The sequence below is a fragment of the Oceanicella actignis genome (assembly GCF_008124525.1).
Classification (GTDB): domain Bacteria; phylum Pseudomonadota; class Alphaproteobacteria; order Rhodobacterales; family Rhodobacteraceae; genus Oceanicella; species Oceanicella actignis.
Map to the genome: position 1 here is coordinate 372,381 of NZ_VNHJ01000001.1, position 17,125 is coordinate 389,505.

Annotated in this window: 15 protein-coding genes; 9 read left to right on the top strand and 6 right to left on the bottom strand. The window is 74.0% G+C overall.

Annotation, left to right across the window (positions count from 1 at the left end):
* Nucleotides 1-18: 18 nt before the first annotated feature.
* A complete protein-coding gene (gene hspQ, locus LY05_RS01730) occupies nucleotides 19-363 on the bottom strand; it encodes a heat shock protein HspQ (protein WP_245728475.1) in 345 nt (114 codons plus the stop codon).
* A 182-nt stretch (nucleotides 364-545) separates the two neighbouring features.
* Between hspQ and LY05_RS01735 the strand changes: the two genes are divergently transcribed.
* From LY05_RS01735 to alaS, 3 genes are all read left to right on the top strand, one after another.
* Complete coding sequence (locus LY05_RS01735; protein WP_148921874.1) at nucleotides 546-1,442, top strand: AEC family transporter; 897 nt, start codon at nucleotides 546-548, stop codon at nucleotides 1,440-1,442.
* A gap of 106 nt (nucleotides 1,443-1,548) precedes the next feature.
* Nucleotides 1,549-2,178 (top strand): transglycosylase SLT domain-containing protein, encoded by a 630-nt coding sequence (locus LY05_RS01740; protein ID WP_249041825.1) that lies wholly within the window; start codon nucleotides 1,549-1,551, stop codon nucleotides 2,176-2,178.
* A 110-nt stretch (nucleotides 2,179-2,288) separates the two neighbouring features.
* Nucleotides 2,289-4,955: an alanine--tRNA ligase gene (gene alaS, locus LY05_RS01745; RefSeq protein ID WP_148921875.1), complete on the top strand. Its 2,667-nt coding sequence runs from the start codon at nucleotides 2,289-2,291 to the stop codon at nucleotides 4,953-4,955.
* 269 nt (nucleotides 4,956-5,224) lie between these two features.
* Here the strand turns inward: alaS and LY05_RS01750 are convergent, their stop codons facing one another.
* The 3 genes from LY05_RS01750 to LY05_RS01760 are packed head-to-tail and all read right to left on the bottom strand — an operon-like array spanning nucleotide 5,225 to nucleotide 7,463.
* Nucleotides 5,225-5,584 (bottom strand): DMT family protein, encoded by a 360-nt coding sequence (locus LY05_RS01750; protein WP_148921876.1) that lies wholly within the window; start codon nucleotides 5,582-5,584, stop codon nucleotides 5,225-5,227.
* 18 nt (nucleotides 5,585-5,602) lie between these two features.
* Nucleotides 5,603-6,418 (bottom strand): fumarylacetoacetate hydrolase family protein, encoded by an 816-nt coding sequence (locus LY05_RS01755; protein ID WP_072746272.1) that lies wholly within the window; start codon nucleotides 6,416-6,418, stop codon nucleotides 5,603-5,605.
* 34 nt (nucleotides 6,419-6,452) lie between these two features.
* Nucleotides 6,453-7,463, bottom strand: a complete 1,011-nt coding sequence (locus LY05_RS01760) for an Ldh family oxidoreductase (protein WP_148921877.1) — start codon at nucleotides 7,461-7,463, stop codon at nucleotides 6,453-6,455.
* 133 nt (nucleotides 7,464-7,596) lie between these two features.
* Between LY05_RS01760 and LY05_RS01765 the strand changes: the two genes are divergently transcribed.
* Complete coding sequence (locus tag LY05_RS01765; protein WP_218139759.1) at nucleotides 7,597-8,259, top strand: glutathione S-transferase family protein; 663 nt, start codon at nucleotides 7,597-7,599, stop codon at nucleotides 8,257-8,259.
* Between the two features lie 42 nt (nucleotides 8,260-8,301).
* On the opposite strand, the gene LY05_RS01770 is transcribed toward LY05_RS01765, so the two are convergent.
* Entirely contained in the window at nucleotides 8,302-10,134 is a 1,833-nt protein-coding gene (locus LY05_RS01770; protein WP_148921878.1) for a hypothetical protein, read from the bottom strand.
* Nucleotides 10,135-10,242: 108 nt separating this feature from the next.
* Between LY05_RS01770 and LY05_RS01775 the strand changes: the two genes are divergently transcribed.
* The gene (locus LY05_RS01775) at nucleotides 10,243-10,932 is read left to right on the top strand and encodes a thiamine diphosphokinase (RefSeq protein ID WP_170258746.1); all 690 of its coding nucleotides are present in this window, start codon (nucleotides 10,243-10,245) and stop codon (nucleotides 10,930-10,932) included.
* On the opposite strand, the gene LY05_RS01780 is transcribed toward LY05_RS01775, so the two are convergent.
* Complete coding sequence (locus LY05_RS01780; RefSeq protein ID WP_148921880.1) at nucleotides 10,913-12,307, bottom strand: L-serine ammonia-lyase; 1,395 nt, start codon at nucleotides 12,305-12,307, stop codon at nucleotides 10,913-10,915. The two genes, LY05_RS01775 and LY05_RS01780, sit on opposite strands and share 20 nt — an antisense overlap.
* 553 nt (nucleotides 12,308-12,860) lie before the next feature.
* Between LY05_RS01780 and rpiA the strand changes: the two genes are divergently transcribed.
* From rpiA to hflC, 4 genes are all read left to right on the top strand, one after another.
* A complete protein-coding gene (gene rpiA / locus LY05_RS01785) occupies nucleotides 12,861-13,604 on the top strand; it encodes a ribose-5-phosphate isomerase RpiA (protein WP_148921881.1) in 744 nt (247 codons plus the stop codon).
* Nucleotides 13,605-13,633: 29 nt separating this feature from the next.
* Nucleotides 13,634-14,986 (top strand): glutathione-disulfide reductase, encoded by a 1,353-nt coding sequence (gene gor / locus LY05_RS01790; protein WP_148922009.1) that lies wholly within the window; start codon nucleotides 13,634-13,636, stop codon nucleotides 14,984-14,986.
* Nucleotides 14,987-15,062: 76 nt separating this feature from the next.
* Nucleotides 15,063-16,229 (top strand): FtsH protease activity modulator HflK, encoded by a 1,167-nt coding sequence (gene hflK / locus LY05_RS01795; protein ID WP_148921882.1) that lies wholly within the window; start codon nucleotides 15,063-15,065, stop codon nucleotides 16,227-16,229.
* On the top strand, nucleotides 16,226-17,122 hold the full coding sequence (gene hflC / locus LY05_RS01800; protein WP_072746264.1) for a protease modulator HflC: 897 nt from the start codon (nucleotides 16,226-16,228) through the stop codon (nucleotides 17,120-17,122). Before hflK ends, hflC begins: the two co-directional genes overlap by 4 nt.
* The last annotated feature ends 3 nt before the right edge of the window (nucleotides 17,123-17,125 follow it).

A 17,125-nucleotide genomic window follows, 5' to 3' on the forward strand; every position in this document is an offset into this window, starting at 1 on the left:
CGAGCGCCGGCGGCCCGTTCAGTGGCGGCTGATGCCCGCCACTTCGTACTGGTCGTCGTGCAGCTCGCCGAAATGCTCGATGACCTCGGGGTGGTCGACGGGCTCGCCGCTGTCGTCGGCCACCAGGTTCTGCTCCGAGACGTAGGCGTGGTAGTAGCTGGTCTCGTTCTCGGCCAGCAGGTGGTAGAAGGGCTGGTCCTTGCGGGGGCGGTGATCCTCGGGGATCGAGTTCCACCACTCGTCGGTGTTCGAGAACACCGGATCCACGTCGAAGATGACCCCCCGGAAGGGGTGCAGCCGGTGGCGGACCACCTGACCGATGCGGAACTTCGCTTCCGCGCGGATCTTCTTCGTCTGAGCCAATTCGCAATTCCTTTTCGGTCGTCTTCGCGCAGATATAGGCCGCGCGGGGAGTCGAGTCCATGGGCGGGCCCCGCGTCGTGCCCGGCCTCGGGGCCGGGCGGCCGCGGGGCGCGTTGCGCGGGGTCGGCGTTCATGTCATAAGGCCGCCTTATCGCCGTCGGGGGCGAGAGGAGGCGCCGTTCATGTCCGTCATCGTCGAGGTTCTGCGCGTGGTCGCGCCGGTGTTCGTCCTGGGCTTCGCGGGCTGGGCCTGGGTGCGCGCGGGCGAGGATTTTCCCCTGCGCTTCGTCACCCGGCTGTGCTTCACGGTGGCGGTTCCCTGCCTGATCTTCGTGGCGCTGGCGCGCGCCGAGCTCGACCGCGGGGCGCTGGCCTCGCTGGCGCTGGCGACGCTGGGCGGCTATGCGGCGGCCGGGTTGGCGTTGGCGGCGCTGCTGCGCGCGGCGGGCCTGTCGCAGCGCGCCTTCCTGGCGCCGCTGACCTTCGGCAACACGGGCAATGTGGGCCTGCCGGTGGCGCTGTTCGCCTGGGGCGAGCAGGGGCTGGCGCTGGCCGTGGTCGTGTTCGCTGTCATGGCCTGCCTGAGCTTCACGGTCGGGGTGTGGCTGGTGTCGGGCGGCGGCTCGCCGCGCGAGGCGCTGCGCCAGCCGATCTTCTACGCCGCCGCGGGCGGGCTGGCCGCCGCCGGCTTCGGCGTCGCGCCGCCGGGCTGGGTGATGGACAGCCTGGCGCTGGCGGGGCAGATGGCGATTCCGCTCATGCTGTTCACGCTGGGCGTGGCCATGGCGCGGCTGACGCCCGCGGGGGCGGGGCGCGCGGCGCTGCTGTCGGGGGCGCGGCTGGTCGTCTGCGCGGCGGCGGCGCTGGGCGCGGCGCGGCTGGCGGGCCTGCCCGAGCTGGCCAGCCAGGTGCTGCTGATGCAGCTGACCATGCCGGTGGCGGTGACCTCGTATCTGATGGCCGAGCGCTACGACGCCCGCCCGGTCGAGGTGGCGGGGCTGGTCGTGGTCTCGACGGCCATCGCGGTGCTGGCGATCCCGGCGATGCTGGCGGTTCTGCTGGGCGCGGGCGCGCCCTGACCGCGCGGCGGGCGGCCCCGGGCTTGGCCGCCGGGGCGATGCGCGCTATCGTGTCGCCAGAGCGGAACGAGCCCGCCGTCAGAGCCGGGCCGATGGATCGAGGCGCATGCGGATCATCGTCAGGGCAATGCGCGTCGCGGCGCTTTGCGGAGCCCTTGCAGGCTGCGCGGCCGATGATTCGCGCCCCGCGAACGTGATGGACGCCTGCGCGATCTACGCCGCGCGCCCGCACTGGGCCGAGGCGCTGGAACGTTCGCAGGCGCGCTGGGGCGCCCCGGCCCCGATCCAGCTGGCGATCATCCAGCGCGAGTCGAACTTCCGCAAGGACGCCCGCCCGCCCATGCGCTACGCGCTGGGGGTCGTGCCGGTGGGGCGGGCCTCGTCGGCCTACGGGTTTGCGCAGGCGCTCGACGGCACCTGGGACTGGTATCGGCGCGAGACGGGCGCGCATGGCGCCGACCGCGACGATTTCGCCGACAGCGCCGATTTCGTCGGCTGGTACATGGCGCGCACGGCGCGGGTGAACGGCGTGGACATGAACGACGCCTACGCCCACTACCTGGCCTATCACGAGGGCCACGCCGGCTATGCGCGCGGGCGCTGGCGCACCAAGCCCGGCGTGCTGCGCGCCGCGGCCGAGGTCGAGGCCCTGGCGCGCCTTTACGAGATCCAGCTGCGCGGCTGCGGGGCGGCGCGTTCGGCCGCGGCGGCGCCCGCGCCGCTGGGCGCCGGCTGAGCGGTCCGCGCGGCGCCCGGGCCCGAACTTCTTGCGCCGCGCCGCGCCAGGGCCTAGAAATCGCCCGCACTGAAGGCAGTGCCGCAACACCACACAGCGGGGCGACGCGCATGATCTCCGGCAACCAGATCCGGTCCGAATTCCTGAACTTCTTCAAAGAGCGCGATCACGAGATCGTCGACAGCTCGCCCATCGTGCCGCGCAACGATCCGACGCTGATGTTCGTGAACTCGGGCATGGTCCAGTTCAAGAACGTGTTCACCGGCGTCGAGACGCGGCCCTACTCGCGCGCCGCCACCTCGCAGAAATGCGTGCGCGCGGGCGGCAAGCACAACGACCTCGACAATGTGGGCTACACGGCCCGCCACCACACCTTCTTCGAGATGCTGGGGAACTTCTCGTTCGGCGACTACTTCAAGGACGTCGCCATCGAGCAGGCCTGGACGCTCTCGACCAAGGTCTTCGGCCTGCCGCCCGAGAAGCTGCTGGTGACCGTCCACGCCTCGGACGACGAGGCGGCGGCGCTGTGGCGCAAGATCGCCGGCCTGCCCGAAGAGCGCATCATCCGCATCAACTCGGACGACAACTGGTGGCGCATGGGCGACACCGGCCCCAACGGCCCCTGCACCGAGCTGTTCTACGACCACGGCCCCGAGGTGCCCGGCGGCCCGCCCGGCAGCCCGGACGAGGACGGCGACCGCTTCGTCGAGTTCTGGAACCTGGTCTTCATGCAATACGAGACGCATGAGGACGGCTCGTCCACGCCGCTGCCCCGCCCCTCGGTCGACACGGGCATGGGGCTCGAGCGCATGACCACCATCCTGCAGGGCGTGCACAACAACTACGACACCGACCTGTTCCAGCCGATCATCCGCGCCTGCGCCGAGCTGACCGGCCAGGCCCCGGACGGCCCCATGGTCGTCAGCCACCGCGTCGTGGCCGATCACCTGCGCTGCGCCGCCTTCCTGATCGCCGAGGGCGTCCTGCCCTCGAACGAGGGGCGCGGCTACGTCCTGCGCCGCATCATGCGCCGGGGCATGCGCCACGCCCACATGCTGGGCGCGCGCGAGCCGCTTCTGCACCGGCTGGCGCCGGCGCTCATCGACCTGATGGGCGGCCATTACGTCGAGCTGCGCGCCGCCGAGCCGCTGATCCGCGAGACGCTGCGCGCCGAGGAAGAGCGCTTCAAGGCGCTGCTCGAGCGCGGGCTGCGCCTGCTCGACGCCGAGCTCGAGCGCCTCGACCCCGGCGCCCCGCTGCCCGGCGAGACGGCGTTCAAGCTGTATGACACCTACGGCTTCCCGCTGGACCTGACGCAGGACATCCTGCGCGGCAAGGGCGCGCAGGTCGACGTCGCCGGCTACGAGGCCGCCATGGCCGCGCAGAAGGCCGCCGCGCGCGCCGCCTGGGCGGGCACGGGCGACGCGGGCGCGCAGAAGCTGTGGTTCGACATCCGCGACCGCGTCGGGCCGACCGAGTTCCTCGGCTACCAGTCGCTCGAGGCGTCGGGCCGCGTGCTGGCGCTGGTGCGCGACGGCGCCGAGGTGGCCCACGCCGCCATCGGCGAGACCTTCGAGCTGGTCGCCAACCAGACCCCCTTCTACGCCGAGCAGGGCGGCCAGGCGGCCGACCGCGGCGTGATCGAGGCCCCCGGCGGCGTGCGCATCGAGGTGCTCGACGTGCAAAAGCGCGCCGACGGCGTCTTCGCCCATCTGTGCCGCATCGCCGGCGACGACGCGGCGCATGTGGTCAATGTCGGCGACACCATAACGCTGCGCGTCGATCCGGCGCGGCGCGCGGCGCTGTGCGCGCATCACTCGGCCACCCACCTTCTGCACGAGGCGCTGCGCCGCCGGCTGGGCGATCATGTGGCGCAGAAGGGCTCGCTGGTCGAGGCCGACCGCCTGCGCTTCGACATCTCGCACGGCAAGCCCCTGACGGCCGAGGACGTGGCCGCGGTCGAGCGCGAGGTGAACGCGCGCATCCGCGCCTGCACCCCCGTCGAGACCCGCGTGATGCCGCTGGACGAGGCGCGCGAAAGCGGCGCGCGCGCCCTGTTCGGCGAGAAATACGGCGACGAGGTGCGCGTGGTGTCCATGGGCGGGCGCGACCCCGGCCAGAACCGCCCCTGGTCGATCGAGCTGTGCGGCGGCACCCATGTGGCCAATACCGGGCAGATCGGCTTCTTCAAGATCCTGCGCGAAGAGGGTCTGGCCGCGGGCGTGCGCCGGGTCGAGGCCGTGGCGCACGAGGCGGCCGAGGCGCATGTGGCGCGGCTCGACCGCATCGTCTCGGGCGCGGCGGCCACGCTCCACGCCCAGCCCGACGAGATCGAGGCGCGCCTGTCCGCCCTTCTGGCCGAGCGCCGCGCGCTCGAGAACGAGCTGTCCGAGACGCGCCGCAAGCTGGCCGCCGGCGGCGCGGGCGGCGCCCCCGCGCGCAAGCTGGGCGAGGCCACGCTGACGCTGCGCGTGGTCGAGGGCATGGCCCCGCGCGAGCTCAAGGCCGCCGCGGACGAGATCCTGGCCGCCGCGCCGGGCGTCGCGGCGCTGGCCACGCGCTCGGACGACGGCAAGGGGTCGATCGTGGTCGCGGTCTCGCGCGACTTCCTCGACAAGGTGGACGCGGTGACGCTGGTGCGCGCGGCGGCGCCGCATCTGGGGGCCAAGGGCGGCGGCGGCCGGCCCGAGATGGCCCAGACCGGCGGCCCCGACGGCGCCGGCGTCGAGGCCGCGCTCAAGGCGGTGGAAGAGGCCGCGGCGGCGGCGCTGGGCTGAACGCCCGGGGCGCCGGATCGCCGCGCGGCGCGCGGCCCCGCCCCTTGGCCGAACCCGGCCTCCGCCCGGCCGAGCCTGCCGCTCGGTCGGGCTCTCGAAACGGCGCAAGCCGCCCGGCCGAGCCCGTCGCCCGGCTGGGTCCGGCCAACGGCGCACGGCGCCCGGTCGAGCTCGTCGCCCGACCGCGCCCGTCGCCCGGCCGCGCCACCCCAATGGCGCCTGGCCGTCCGGCCGGCGCCGGGGTTGCGATCCGCAGCGGGGCTGGCGCCTCAGGGCTTGAAGAAGACCAGTCCTGCGCCGCAGGCGATCAGCGCGAATCCCAGCAGCTGGCTCGGCGACATGGGCTCCTTGAGCCACAAGGCCGAGAAGCCCGCGAAGACCGTCAGGGTGATGACCTCCTGCATGGTCTTGAGCTGGGCGGCGGAATACACCTCGTGCCCGATCCTGTTCGCCGGCACCGCCAGCCAGTATTCGAAGAAGGCGATGCCCCAGCTGGCCAGAACCACCATCCACAGCGCCGTGGACTTGTAGGCCAGGTGCCCATACCAGGCGAAGGTCATGAACAGGTTCGACGCGACCAGAAGCAGCGGAGGCAGAACCCAGGGCGCAAGCGACGATGACGAGGACATGCGCGCCTTCTCCTTGTCTCAGACGACCTCGAGCGCGACCGCGCCCAGCTGCGCGATCTCGAAGCGCAGGCGCGCCGGCGCGTCGATCTGGCGCGGGGGCAGATGCGCGCCCAGCAGCAGGGTCTCGCCCGCGCGCAGGGTCTGGCCCAGCGCGTTGAAGCGGTTGGCCAGGAAGGCGACGGCCTCGAGCGGGTCCATGGGCGCCGTGCCCTCGGCGTCCAGCAGGGTTTCGCCGTTCAGCGTGACGCGCGCGCGCAGCCGGGCGGGATCGACCTGATCGGGCGCGGCGCCGGGCCCGCCCAGCGCGGCGCCCGCGTTGAAGATGTTGGCCGCCACCACCGCGACCGGGCGCGCGCCCGGATCGACGCGCCGGCGGTCCAGGATCTCGAAGGCCGGGACCAGCCGCGCCACCGCCGCCGCGGCCGAGGCCCGGTCATGCCCGCCCGGGCGGGGGGCCATGTCGGCGGCCAGGATCGCGGCGATCTCGGGCTCGACCGCCAGCGACATGAAGCGCGCCGCCTCGATGCGCGCGGGCCCGTCCTGCGCCGCCGCGATCTGGTCGGCGAAGACATGCGCCGCGCCCGGTTCGGCAAGGCCGGCCATGGCCAGCTGCTGCGCGCTGTTCCAGGCGATCTTGCGTCCGGCGACGCCGCCGCGCCCGGGCGCCAGCCGCGCCGCGACCTCGAGCTGCACGGCATAGGCGGCGTCCATGTCGGCCAGATCCGGGCCTGGATCGCGGAAGGGCGCGGGCGCGGCGATGTCCGCGGCGATGTCGGGCGCAAGCCGCGATACGAGGGCGCGCAGGCGATGCTCGGCGGGGTCGATGTCGGACATGTGCAGGGTTCCGGAAAGCGTTTCGGGAATGGGGTCAGTCGCCCGCGGCCAGGGCGCGCAGGCGCTCGTGCAGCTTGCGCGGCACGCGCAGCCCCTCGGCCTGGGCGCGGGCGCGGGCCTGAAGGCGGCGCTGGCCGGGCAGGCGCGCGCCCTCGATGCCCGCCAGCGCCGCGGCCAGCGCGGCCATGCGCTCGGCGAAGCCGGGGGCGATCAGCTCGGGGTCGATGGCGATCAGCGTCTGCGCCAGGTCGGGAGGCGGCCCTTCGCCGTCGAACAGGCTCGAGGCATGAACGCCCAGCGCGCCGCCGCCAAGGCAGGCGGACAGCACCTCGACCATCAGCGCAAGCGCCGCGCCCTTGGGGCCGGCCATGGGCGCGACCGTGCCCTTGAGCGCGGTCTCGGGGTCGGTGGTCGGGCGCCCGTCGGGCCCCAGCGCCCAGCCTTCGGGGATCGGCGCGCCAAGCTCGCGCGCGGCCAGGATCTTGCCGCGCGGCACGGTCGAGGTCGCCATGTCCACCACCAGCGGCGGGCCGTCCGGCATGGGTGCGGCGAAGGCGATGGGGTTGGTGCCCAGCGCCGGGCGCGCGCCGCCCCAGGGCGCCATGGCGGCGGGCGCGTTGCCGAAGATCAGCGCCACGCGGCCAAGCTCGGCCAGGGCCTCGCAATGCGCGCCGGCGACGCCGAAGTGATTCGAGCGCCGCACCGCCCCCAGCGCGATCCCGGTGCGCCCGGCCAGCTCGGCCAGGGCGGGGATGAGCAGGTCGAAGGCCGGATAGGCGAAGCCGTGGGCCGCGTCGACGCGCAGCGCCGCCGGGGCCGGTTGCTCGAGCGTGGGGCGCGCGCGCCCGTCCGCCTTGCCCGCGCGGCATTGCGCGACGTAGGAGGGCACGCGGCTCAGCCCGTGCCCCGCATGGCCCGACGCCTCGGCCGCGACCAGCGCCGCGGCGACCGAGCGCGCGACTTCGGGCAGGGCGCCGGCGGCGGTCATCGCCGCCTCGGTCAGCCTGCGCGCCTCGTCGAGGGAAAGGGTGACGTGATCGTTCATCCGACTGCTCCTGCGCCCGGGCGGCGTTCATGCCTTATGCCGCGCCGGACGGGCGGACGAAAGGGGGCGCCGCTTGCCTGGCGCGCGGCGGGGCGCCATCGTGCGGGAAACCGCAATCGACAGGGAAGCCGCCATGACCCATCTGCCCGCCATGCACCGCCTCTACGTCACATCGACCGCGCCCAATCCGCGCCGCGTTCTGGCCTTTCTGGCCGAAAAGGGCGTCGAGGTCGAACTGGTCGAGCTCGACATGGGCCGGCGCGAGCATTACGACCCCGAATACGTCGCCCGCGCGGGCGCGCCGGTGATCCCGGCGCTCGAGCTCGAGAACGGCGAGTTCCTGACCGAATCCGTGGCCATCTGCCGCTATGTCGAGGCGCTGCACCCCGAGCCCAACCTGATGGGACGCGACGGGCTCGAGGCCGCGCGGATCGAGATGTGGCAGCGCCGCGTCGAGTTCGGCCTTCTGCTGCCGGTGGGTTTCGTGTTCCGCCATTCGCACCCCAGCATGGCCGGGTTCGAGAACCAGGTGCCCGAATGGGCCGAGGCCAACCGCCCGCGCGTGCTGGCCGGGCTCGAGATGCTGGACCGGCGTCTGTCCAGCGCGCCCTTCGTGGCCGGCGAGCGCTTCACCATCGCCGACATCACCGCCTGGCTGGCCATCGACTTCATGCGCGTCACGCGCATCGCCCCGCCCGAAGAGCTCGAGGCCCTGCGCCGCTGGCACGCGCGCCTGGCCGACCGCCCCGGCTTTCAGCGCCCGGCCCGGCCCGCGCGCAAGCAGACGGCGGGCTGACGGCCCGCAGGCCGGCCGGGCCCCGGAACCAGGGGCCCGGAACTAGAGGCCCAGGACGCGTTCGTATTCGCGCAGGGTCTTTTCGTTCATGGCGAAGCGGTCCCCATCGACGCGCACCAGCACGCCGGTGCGGATCAGCTTGCCGAAGGCGCGCACCCGGTCCTCGGGTCCGAAGGCGTGCGCCTCTTCCAGCCCCGCGAGCATGGCGATCAGGTCCGAGCGGGTGAACAGCGGCGTGTCGCGCAGCAGCGTCGCATAGGCCGCGGCGGCCTCCATCTGGTCGGCCAGATCCTCGGCCTCGACATGGCGCACGAATTGTTCGAGCGAGATCGGCTCGCCGCGGCGCACCGCCTCGTCCAGCGAGGGCGTATGCGCCCGCATGACCGCCTGCGCGCTGGGCCGCGGCGCTTCGGGGCGCGGGGGTTCGGCGCTCTGCGGCGGAGGGGCCTTCGGCGCGCGGTCCGATGCCGCGCGGTCCGTTGGCGCATGATCGGATGCGGGATCCGCGGCGGGCGCTTGCGGCGGCCGCTCCGGGCCGGGATGCGGGTCAGGATTCGGGGCAGGGTTCGGGCCAGGGTTCGGGTCAGGGTGCGGGGCGGCGTCGGGCGCGGCGCCGGACGGCGATCGGGGCGTCGCCGCGGGCGGCGCTTCGCCGTCGCGCGGCGTCTGGGCTGCGCGCGCCGCGGCCTCGCCTTCGCCGGATTTCGGCGCGCGCGCGGGCCGCGAGAAGAACTCGTCGAGCCGCGCCTCGATGTCCTCGGGGATCGAGCTGATCGGCACGCCGGGCACATCGGCCAGCACCCGCGCCGGATCGGGCCTGGGCCGTTCGGGGCGGCTCTCGGGGGCGGGCCCTGGGGCGGCGGGCGGCTCGGGCTCGGGCGGCGGTCGCCGCCCGATCAGGCGCGACAGCAGCCCGCCGCCGCGCGCCGCGGGCTTTGGCGAAGCTTCGGGCCGGGGCGCGCGCGGGCCAAGGGCGGCGCCCTGCGCGAAGGCGTCGCGGGCCTTGGCGAGGCGCGCCGGATCGATCGGCTCGCCGGCGGCGCCGTCATCGGGGCGCGCGGCCTGATGCGGCGGAGCGTCGGCATCCGCCCCCGGCGCGGCGTTCGCCGAAGGGGCGGGCTGGCGCGCCGGATCGGGCGCGGGGGGCGCGCCGGGTGGGGGCGCGGCGTGCTGCGGGCCGGGCTGCGGAGCGTCGGGCGCGGCATCGCCGCCGCTGGGCGGGCCGGCCTCCGTCGCCGGGCGCGCGGCTTCGGCGGCCGGCGCATCGGCGGCGCCTGCATCTGCTGCGGCATCGGCCTGCGATCGGGCGGCGGCATGAGCCTGCGCGTCGGCCGCGTCCGGCGCGTCCGCCCGCCCCTTCGGGAGCGCGGCGCCATCCTCGGGCGCAGCAAGGGGCGCGTCGGCCGGGGGCACGTCACCGGCCTTGCCGGCGGCCAGATCGCGGGCGTTGCGGTCCTGCGCGTCCTCTATGGCGGCGGCGAAGGCTTCGCGCGCGGCGTCGTCCCGCTCCTGCGCGGCCGCCTCCTGCGCATCCTCGACGGCCGGCCCGGCGCCAAGGGCGCCGGCGCGCGGGGCGGGCGGGCCTTCGCCCTCTTGCGCCGAGGGTTCGGCGGGGTGGATCACGATCGCGTCGTCGCCCGGCGTCGCGCCCACGGCCGCCCCCAGCGCCATCATGCGCCGCTCGAGCCGCTCGACCATCGCCGCGCGCGCCTCGGGCGCCAGCGCCGACAGCTCGGGCGCGCCGAAGGCCGGGTTGCCGGCCGACGCCTCGCGGCACAGGTCGAACACCTGGCGCAGCACCTCGACCGGGTCGTCCATGCCCTCGACGATGCAAGAGAATGACCCGTAGTTGACGCTCAGACGCTTCTGGCTCACGGTCCGGCTCCTGACAGGCCGCCGCATGACGCGCGGCGGGGCCTGCAATGGTCGGGCAATTGCCGCCCCCGGTCAACCTTGGGCGGGCGGCGGGCAAGGATGCGGGAGATGACGCGGATCCTGGAATTCGACGCGCCGGTGGCGCTGATCGGCGGCGGAGCGGCGGGGCCGGCCGAGCTGGAGGCGGCGCTGGCGCGCGCGCCGCGCGTGGTGGCCGCCGACGGCGGGGCGAACCTGCTGGCCGCGGGCGCGCGCAAGCCCGACGCGGTGATCGGCGACATGGACAGCGTCGCCGATCCGGCGCGCTGGCGCGACGATCCCGAGGTGCGCTTCGTTCCGGTGGACGAGCAGGACAGCACCGATCTCGAGAAATGCCTGCGCCTGACGCGCGCGCCGCTGTACCTTGGCGCGGGGTTCCTGGGCGGGCGGATGGATCATTCGCTGGCGGCGCTGCACGCGCTGCTGCGCCATGCGGATCGGCGCGTGGTGCTGCTGGGCGCCCATGACGTCGCCTTCGCCGCGCCGCCGCTGTGGCGCGCGCGGCTGGCGCCGGGGGCGCGGGTGTCGATCTTTCCGCTGGCGCCGTGCCGGGCGCATGGCTCGCGCGGGCTGCGCTGGCCGCTGGACCCGCTGGCGCTGGCGGCCGGTTCGGTCATCGGGACCTCGAACGAGGCCGCGGCCGAGGAGGTGACGCTGCGCTTCGACGGACCCGGCGCGGTGATCCTGCTCGAGCCGCGCTTTCTGGACGCGGCGATCGAGAGCCTGACGGGCGCGCCGCTCAGCACTCGGGCAGGTTGACGGCGAGGCCCCCCAGGCTGGTCTCCTTGTAGCGCGAGTCCATGTCCCGCCCGGTCTGGCGCATGGTCTCGATGCACGCATCGAGCGGCACCACATGCGCCCCGTCGCCGCGCAGCGCCAGCGAGGCCGCCGCCACCGCCTTGACCGCGCCAAGGCCGTTGCGCTCGATGCAGGGCACCTGCACCAGCCCGCGCACCGGGTCGCAGGTCATGCCCAGATGGTGCTCGAGCGCGATCTCGGCGGCGTTCTCGACCTGCTCGGGGCGCCCGCCCAGCGCCGCGCACAGCGCCGCCGCCGCCATGGCCGAGGCCGAGCCCACCTCGCCCTGGCAGCCGACCTCGGCCCCCGAGATCGAGGCGTTGAACTTGATGATCCCGCCGATGGCCGCGCCGGTCAGCAGCATCTCGCGCACATCCGAGCGGCGCGCGCCGGGGCAGTGCTCGAGATAGTATTTCACCACGCCCGGAAACACGCCCGCCGCGCCGTTGGTCGGCGCGGTGACCACGCGCCCGCCGGCGGCGTTCTCTTCGTTCACGGCCATGGCGTAGAGGCTGATCCAGTCGTTGGCGACATGGGGCGGCGGCATGTTCGCGCCGCGCTCGGCCTCGAGCTGGCGGCGGATGGCGGCGGCGCGCCGGCGCACGCCCAGCCCGCCGGGCAGGGTTCCCTCCTTCGACAGGCCGCGGGCGATGCACGCATCCATCGCCTCCCAGATCCGGTCCAGGCCCCGGTCCAGCGCCGCGCGCGACATGCGCGTCTCTTCGTTCGCGCGCTTGAGGCCGGCGATGCTCAGCCCCGACTCGCGGCACATGCGCAGCATCTGCGCGGCGGTGCGGAAGGGGAAGGGCACGTCCTCGTCCACCGGGGCGTGGGCGGCGTCGCGGGCCAGCTCGGCCTCGGTCAGCACGAAGCCGCCGCCGATCGAGTAGTAGGTCTCGCGCAGGTGCAGCCGCCCTTCGGCGTCATAGGCCGACAGCACCATGCCGTTGGCGTGTCCGGGCAGGGGCGGGCCGTAGTCGAAGATGACCGCGCCTTCGGGGTCCAGCGCCATGGGCGGCAGGCCCGGAGGGGCGGCGCGGCGCTCGACCGCAAGGCGCGCCAGCGCGGCCTCGGCCTCGTCGGGGTCGAGCGTGTCGGGCCGGTGGCCCAGCAGCCCCAGCAGCACCGCCCGGTCGGTGGCGTGGCCCTTGCCGGTGAAGGCCAGCGAGCCGTGCAGCCGGCATTCCAGCCGCGCCGGCGCGCCCGCGCCCGGCACGCGCGCGTCGCCCGCGCGCAGCGCGTCCAGAAAGCGCGCCGCCGCCGTCATGGGACCCATGGTGTGCGAGCTGGAGGGCCCGACGCCGATCTTGAAGATGTCGAACACGCTCAGGAACATCGCTTCTCTCCGCCGCCTCGCCGTCTCTCGCGCCGTCTCTCGCGCCGTCTTGCTCGCCGTCTTGCTCGCCGTCTTGCGCGCCCCGCGCGGGCCGCGCCGGCGCCGATCATAGCCGCGCGAGCCGCCCGCGGGCGAGGCGCTTGCGACCCTCGATGCGCCGATCGCGCCGCCGGCCCGCGCCGGGCGCAAGGGGCGAGCGTGCCGGGGGGCGCGGCTCGACCGGCGCGCGGAGCCTGCCGCCGCGCCCCGCGCGCCGTTGCCGCGCCCCATCCCCGCGCCCCGTCTCCGCGCCCCGTGCCCGCGCCCCGTCCTCGCGCCCCGGGCCTGCCCCGCGCCCCGGGCTCGGACCCGGCGCCGTTCCCCGGCCCGACCCAGCCCCGGCCGCAGACCTGGCTCCCGACCCGGCCCCGACCCGGCTCCGGCCCGGACCCGGCCCCCGCGCCGCCCGCCGCCGGGGGCGCGCTTGTCCGGCCGGTCCGGCGCCGCGCGGCTTGCATCGCACGGGCATCCGTATAGGTTCCGACTCGCCCTCGAACCACAGCAGGAAACCGCCATGGCCAAGACCCTCACCGCGGCCGACATCGCCAAGCGCGCCGCCGCGCGCGAAGCCGTCAAGCTTGTCGAATCCGGGATGCGCCTCGGGCTCGGCACCGGCTCCACCGCCGCCTGGTTCGTCGAGCTTCTGGGCGAGCGCATCCGCGAGGAGGGGCTGAAGGTGACCGGCACGCCCACCTCCGAGCGCACCGCGCGCCTGGCCGCGCGCCACGGCGTGCCGCTGGTCACGCTGGACGAGGCCGGATGGCTGGACCTGACCGTGGACGGCGCCGACGAATTCGACGCCGCGCTGACGCTCATCAAGGGCGGCGGCGGCGCCTTGCTGCAGGAGAAGATCGTCGCCGTCGCCTCGGACCGCATGGTGGTCATCGCCGACGAGACCAAGCAGGTCGAGACCCTGGGCGCCTTTCCGCTGCCGGTCGAGATCGTGCCCTTCGGCTGGGAGACCACCAAGGCCATCGTCGAGGAGATGCTCGAGGACATGGACGTGGACGGCCGCTCGTCGACGCTGCGCATGGCCAAGGACGCGCCCTACGTCACCGATTGCGGGCACTACATCCTTGACCTGCACCTGCGGCGCATCGGCGATCCCGAGGATCTGAGCGGCGCGCTCAACGCCATTCCCGGCGTCGTCGAGAACGGCCTGTTCATCGAGATCGCCGACATGGCCGTGGTCGGCCACGAGGACGACACCGCCACGACCATCGAGGCGCCCGACCTGACCGAGGACGACGAGCATTGACCGGCCCGGCGCGCGAGGAGGAAGGCTCGATGGAGTTCGACTACGACCTGTTCGTGATCGGCGGCGGCTCGGGCGGGGTGCGCGCGGCGCGCATGGCGGCCGGCTACGGCGCGCGCGTCGGCGTGGCCGAGGAGTTCCGCTTCGGCGGCACCTGCGTGGTGCGCGGCTGCGTGCCGAAAAAGCTGATGGTCTACGCCTCGGCCTTCTCGGAACTGTTCGAGGACGCCGAGGGCTATGGCTGGCAGGTCGGCCCGCGCAGCTTCGACTGGAGCCGCTTCATCGCCGCCAAGGACGCCGAGATCGCCCGGCTCGAGGCCATCTATGCGCGCAACCTGGACCTGGCCGGGTGCGAGCTGCACCGCTGCCGGGCCGAGGTGACGGGGCCGCACACCGTGCGCCTGGCCTCGCACGGGCATGAGGTGCGCGCGCGCCACATCCTCATCGCCACCGGCGGGACGCCCTTTGTGCCCGACATTCCGGGCGCCCATCACGCCATCACCTCGAACGAGATCTTCGACCTGCCGCATCTGCCCGCGCGCGTCGCGGTGGTCGGCGGCGGCTACATCGCTTGCGAGTTCGCCGGCATCCTCAACGGGCTGGGCGCGCGCGTGACCCAGCTCTACCGCGGCGAACAGATCCTGCGCGGCTTCGACGACGACGTGCGCGGCCATGTCGCCGGGCTGATGCGCGCCAAGGGGATCGACCTGCGCACCGAAACCGACGTGGCGCGCATCGACCGCGCCGAGGACGGGCTTGTCCTGACGCTCGAGGACGGGGCGCGGCTGGCCGTCGACTGCGTGCTCTACGCCACCGGGCGCGTGCCCAACACGGCGGGGCTGGGGCTCGAGAAGGCGGGCGTGGCGCTGGGCCCGCGCGGCGAGGTGCTGGTGGACCGCTGGTCGCAGACGAACGTGCCCTCGATCTTCGCCGTCGGCGACGTCACCGACCGCCTGGCGCTGACCCCCGTCGCCATCCGCGAGGGCGCCGCCTTCGCCCGCACCGTCTTCGGGGGCGAGCCCACCGCGGCCGATCATTCCGACGTGCCCACCGCCGTCTTCACCCAGCCCGAGATCGGGACCGTGGGCCTGACCGAGGCCGAGGCGCGCCGCGAGGCCGAGGTCGAGATCTACCGCTCGACCTTCCGGCCCATGTTCCATACCCTGTCGGGGCGGGACGAGAGGATGCTCATGAAGATGGTGGTGCGCAAATCCGACCGGCGGGTGCTGGGCGTGCACATCGTGGGCCACGCGGCCGCCGAGATGATCCAGCTGGCCGGCGTCGCGGTGAAGATGGGGGCGACGAAAGAGGATTTCGACCGCACCGTGGCCGTGCACCCGACGGCGGCGGAAGAGCTGGTCACCATGCGCGATCCCGTCGCATAGCACTTGAACGCGGCGCCCGCCCCGCCATCTTGCAGGGCAGGGGCGAGGCGAGAATTCACGGAGGACCGAAACCGACATGCCATTCAGCAACAACTCCGGCGGCCCATGGGGCGGCGGCGGCAAGGACGACCGGGGCTCGGGCGGCCGCAACCCCTGGGGGGGCGGGCCCGGCTCGGGCGGGCCGGGCGGCGGCGGGGGCGAAGGCCCCGACATGGACGAGCTGCTGCGCCAGGGGCGCGAGAGGCTGAAGGTCATCTTCGGCGGCGGCGGCCCGGGCGGGCCGGGCGGCGGCGGCTCGGGCGGCGGCGGCGGGCTTGGCCGCGGCGGCTGGACGCTGGCGGCGCTGGGCGCCTTCGCGCTGTGGGTCTACGCCTCGGTCTACACCGTCGCGCCCGAGGAACGCTCGGTCGAGCTGTTCTTCGGCGAGCTCTACGCCGTGCGCGATCCGGGCCTGAACTTCGCGCCCTGGCCGGTCGTCACCTACGAGAAGCTCGCGGTCACGCGCGAGAACCTGATCGACATCGGCTCCGAGCCGGCGACCTCGCGCCGCCGGGGCGGCGACACGGGCCTGATGCTGACCGGCGACGAGAACATCGTCGACATCGACTTCCAGGTGGTGTGGAACATCTCGGACCCGACCAAGTTCCTGTTCAACATCGCCGAGCCCGACGCCACCATCCGCGCCGTGTCGGAATCGGCCATGCGCGAGGTGATCGGCCGCTCGCAGCTCAAGCCGATTCTCAACCGCGACCGCGCCATCATCAGCCAGGAGGTCGAGAAGCTGATCCAGGACACGCTCGACAGCTATGAGTCGGGCGTGAACATCGTGCGCGTGAACTTCGACAAGGCCGACCCGCCGCCCGAGGTCATCGACGCCTTCCGCGACGTGCAGGCGGCCGCCCAGGACCGCGACACGGCCAAGAAGCAGGCCGAGGCCTACGCCAACAAGCGCCTGGCGCAGGCGCGCGGCGAAAGCGCCCAGATCCTGCAGGAGGCCGAGGGCTACGCCGCCCAGGTCGTCAACGAGGCCGAGGGCGAGGCGGCGCGCTTCCTGGCCGTCTACAAGGAATACGCCCGCGCCAAGGACGTGACGCGCAAGCGCCTCTACCTCGAGACCATGGAGCGCGTCCTGGCCGGGGTGGACAAGATCATCGTCGACGAGAACATCGCCGGCGGCGAGGGCGGCCCGGGCGTGGTGCCCTACCTGCCGCTCAACGAGCTCAACAAGGGGGCCAACCGATGAAGAAGGGACCCGTTCTGGCCGCGGTCCTCGCGGCGCTGGTCTTCGTGCTGGCCAATTCGGTGTTCATCGTCGATGAGCGCCAGCAGGCCCTCAAGCTGCAGTTCGGCAAGGTGGTGGGCGACCCCGACGGCTACCGCCAGCCGGGGCTCTACTTCAAGATCCCGTTCATCCAGAACGTGGTCTATTACGAGGACCGCATCCTGCCGCTCGAGACTTCCGAGCTCGAGATCACGCCGCTCGACGACCGCCGCCTGGTGGTGGACGCCTTCGCGCGCTGGCGCATCGTCGATCCGCTGCGCTTCCGCCAGGCGGTGCAGACCGAGGCGGCGGCGCTGCCGCGGCTCGAGCGCATCCTCAACGCCGCCCTGCGCGAGGTGCTGGGCTCGGTCATGTCCGACAACATCCTGTCCGACGACCGCGCGCAGCTGATGGCGCGCATCCGCGACGCCGCGCGCGGCAGCGCCGCGACGCTGGGCGTGCAGATCATCGACGTGCGCATCCGCCGCGCCGACCTGCCGCAGCAGAACCTTCAGGCGACCTTCGAGCGCATGAAGGCCGAGCGCGTGCGCGAGGCCGCCGACGAGCGCGCCCGCGGCGCCGAGGCCGCCCAGCGCGTGCGCGCCAACGCCGACCGCCAGGCCGTCGAGCTGGTTTCCGAAGCGCGGCGCGACAGCGAGATCATCCGCGGCGAGGCCGACGCCAAGCGCAACCGAATCTTCGCCGAGGCCTTCGGCAGGGACCCCGAGTTCTTCGCCTTCTACCGCTCGCTGGGCGCCTACGAGAAGTCGATCCAGCCCGGCAGCACGACGCTGGTGCTGACCCCGGGCAGCGAGTTCTTCGAGTATCTGGGCGGCGGCGCGGATCGCGACCCGCGCCGCGGCATGGCCGAATGAGCG

Bases quoted from the DNA above. Each gene is read 5' to 3' on its own strand.
- hflC (WP_072746264.1), top strand. From the start codon at position 16,226: ATGAAGAAGGGACCCGTTCTGGCCGCGGTCCTCGCGGCGCTGGTCTTC.
- LY05_RS01735 (WP_148921874.1), top strand. From the start codon at position 546: ATGTCCGTCATCGTCGAGGTTCTGCGCGTGGTCGCGCCGGTGTTCGTC.
- LY05_RS01780 (WP_148921880.1), bottom strand. From the start codon at position 12,307: ATGTTCCTGAGCGTGTTCGACATCTTCAAGATCGGCGTCGGGCCCTCC.
- LY05_RS01740 (WP_249041825.1), top strand. From the start codon at position 1,549: ATGCGGATCATCGTCAGGGCAATGCGCGTCGCGGCGCTTTGCGGAGCC.
- hflK (WP_148921882.1), top strand. From the start codon at position 15,063: ATGCCATTCAGCAACAACTCCGGCGGCCCATGGGGCGGCGGCGGCAAG.
- LY05_RS01750 (WP_148921876.1), bottom strand. From the start codon at position 5,584: ATGTCCTCGTCATCGTCGCTTGCGCCCTGGGTTCTGCCTCCGCTGCTT.
- LY05_RS01775 (WP_170258746.1), top strand. From the start codon at position 10,243: ATGACGCGGATCCTGGAATTCGACGCGCCGGTGGCGCTGATCGGCGGC.
- rpiA (WP_148921881.1), top strand. From the start codon at position 12,861: ATGGCCAAGACCCTCACCGCGGCCGACATCGCCAAGCGCGCCGCCGCG.
- LY05_RS01765 (WP_218139759.1), top strand. From the start codon at position 7,597: ATGACCCATCTGCCCGCCATGCACCGCCTCTACGTCACATCGACCGCG.
- alaS (WP_148921875.1), top strand. From the start codon at position 2,289: ATGATCTCCGGCAACCAGATCCGGTCCGAATTCCTGAACTTCTTCAAA.
- LY05_RS01760 (WP_148921877.1), bottom strand. From the start codon at position 7,463: ATGAACGATCACGTCACCCTTTCCCTCGACGAGGCGCGCAGGCTGACC.
- gor (WP_148922009.1), top strand. From the start codon at position 13,634: ATGGAGTTCGACTACGACCTGTTCGTGATCGGCGGCGGCTCGGGCGGG.
- LY05_RS01755 (WP_072746272.1), bottom strand. From the start codon at position 6,418: ATGTCCGACATCGACCCCGCCGAGCATCGCCTGCGCGCCCTCGTATCG.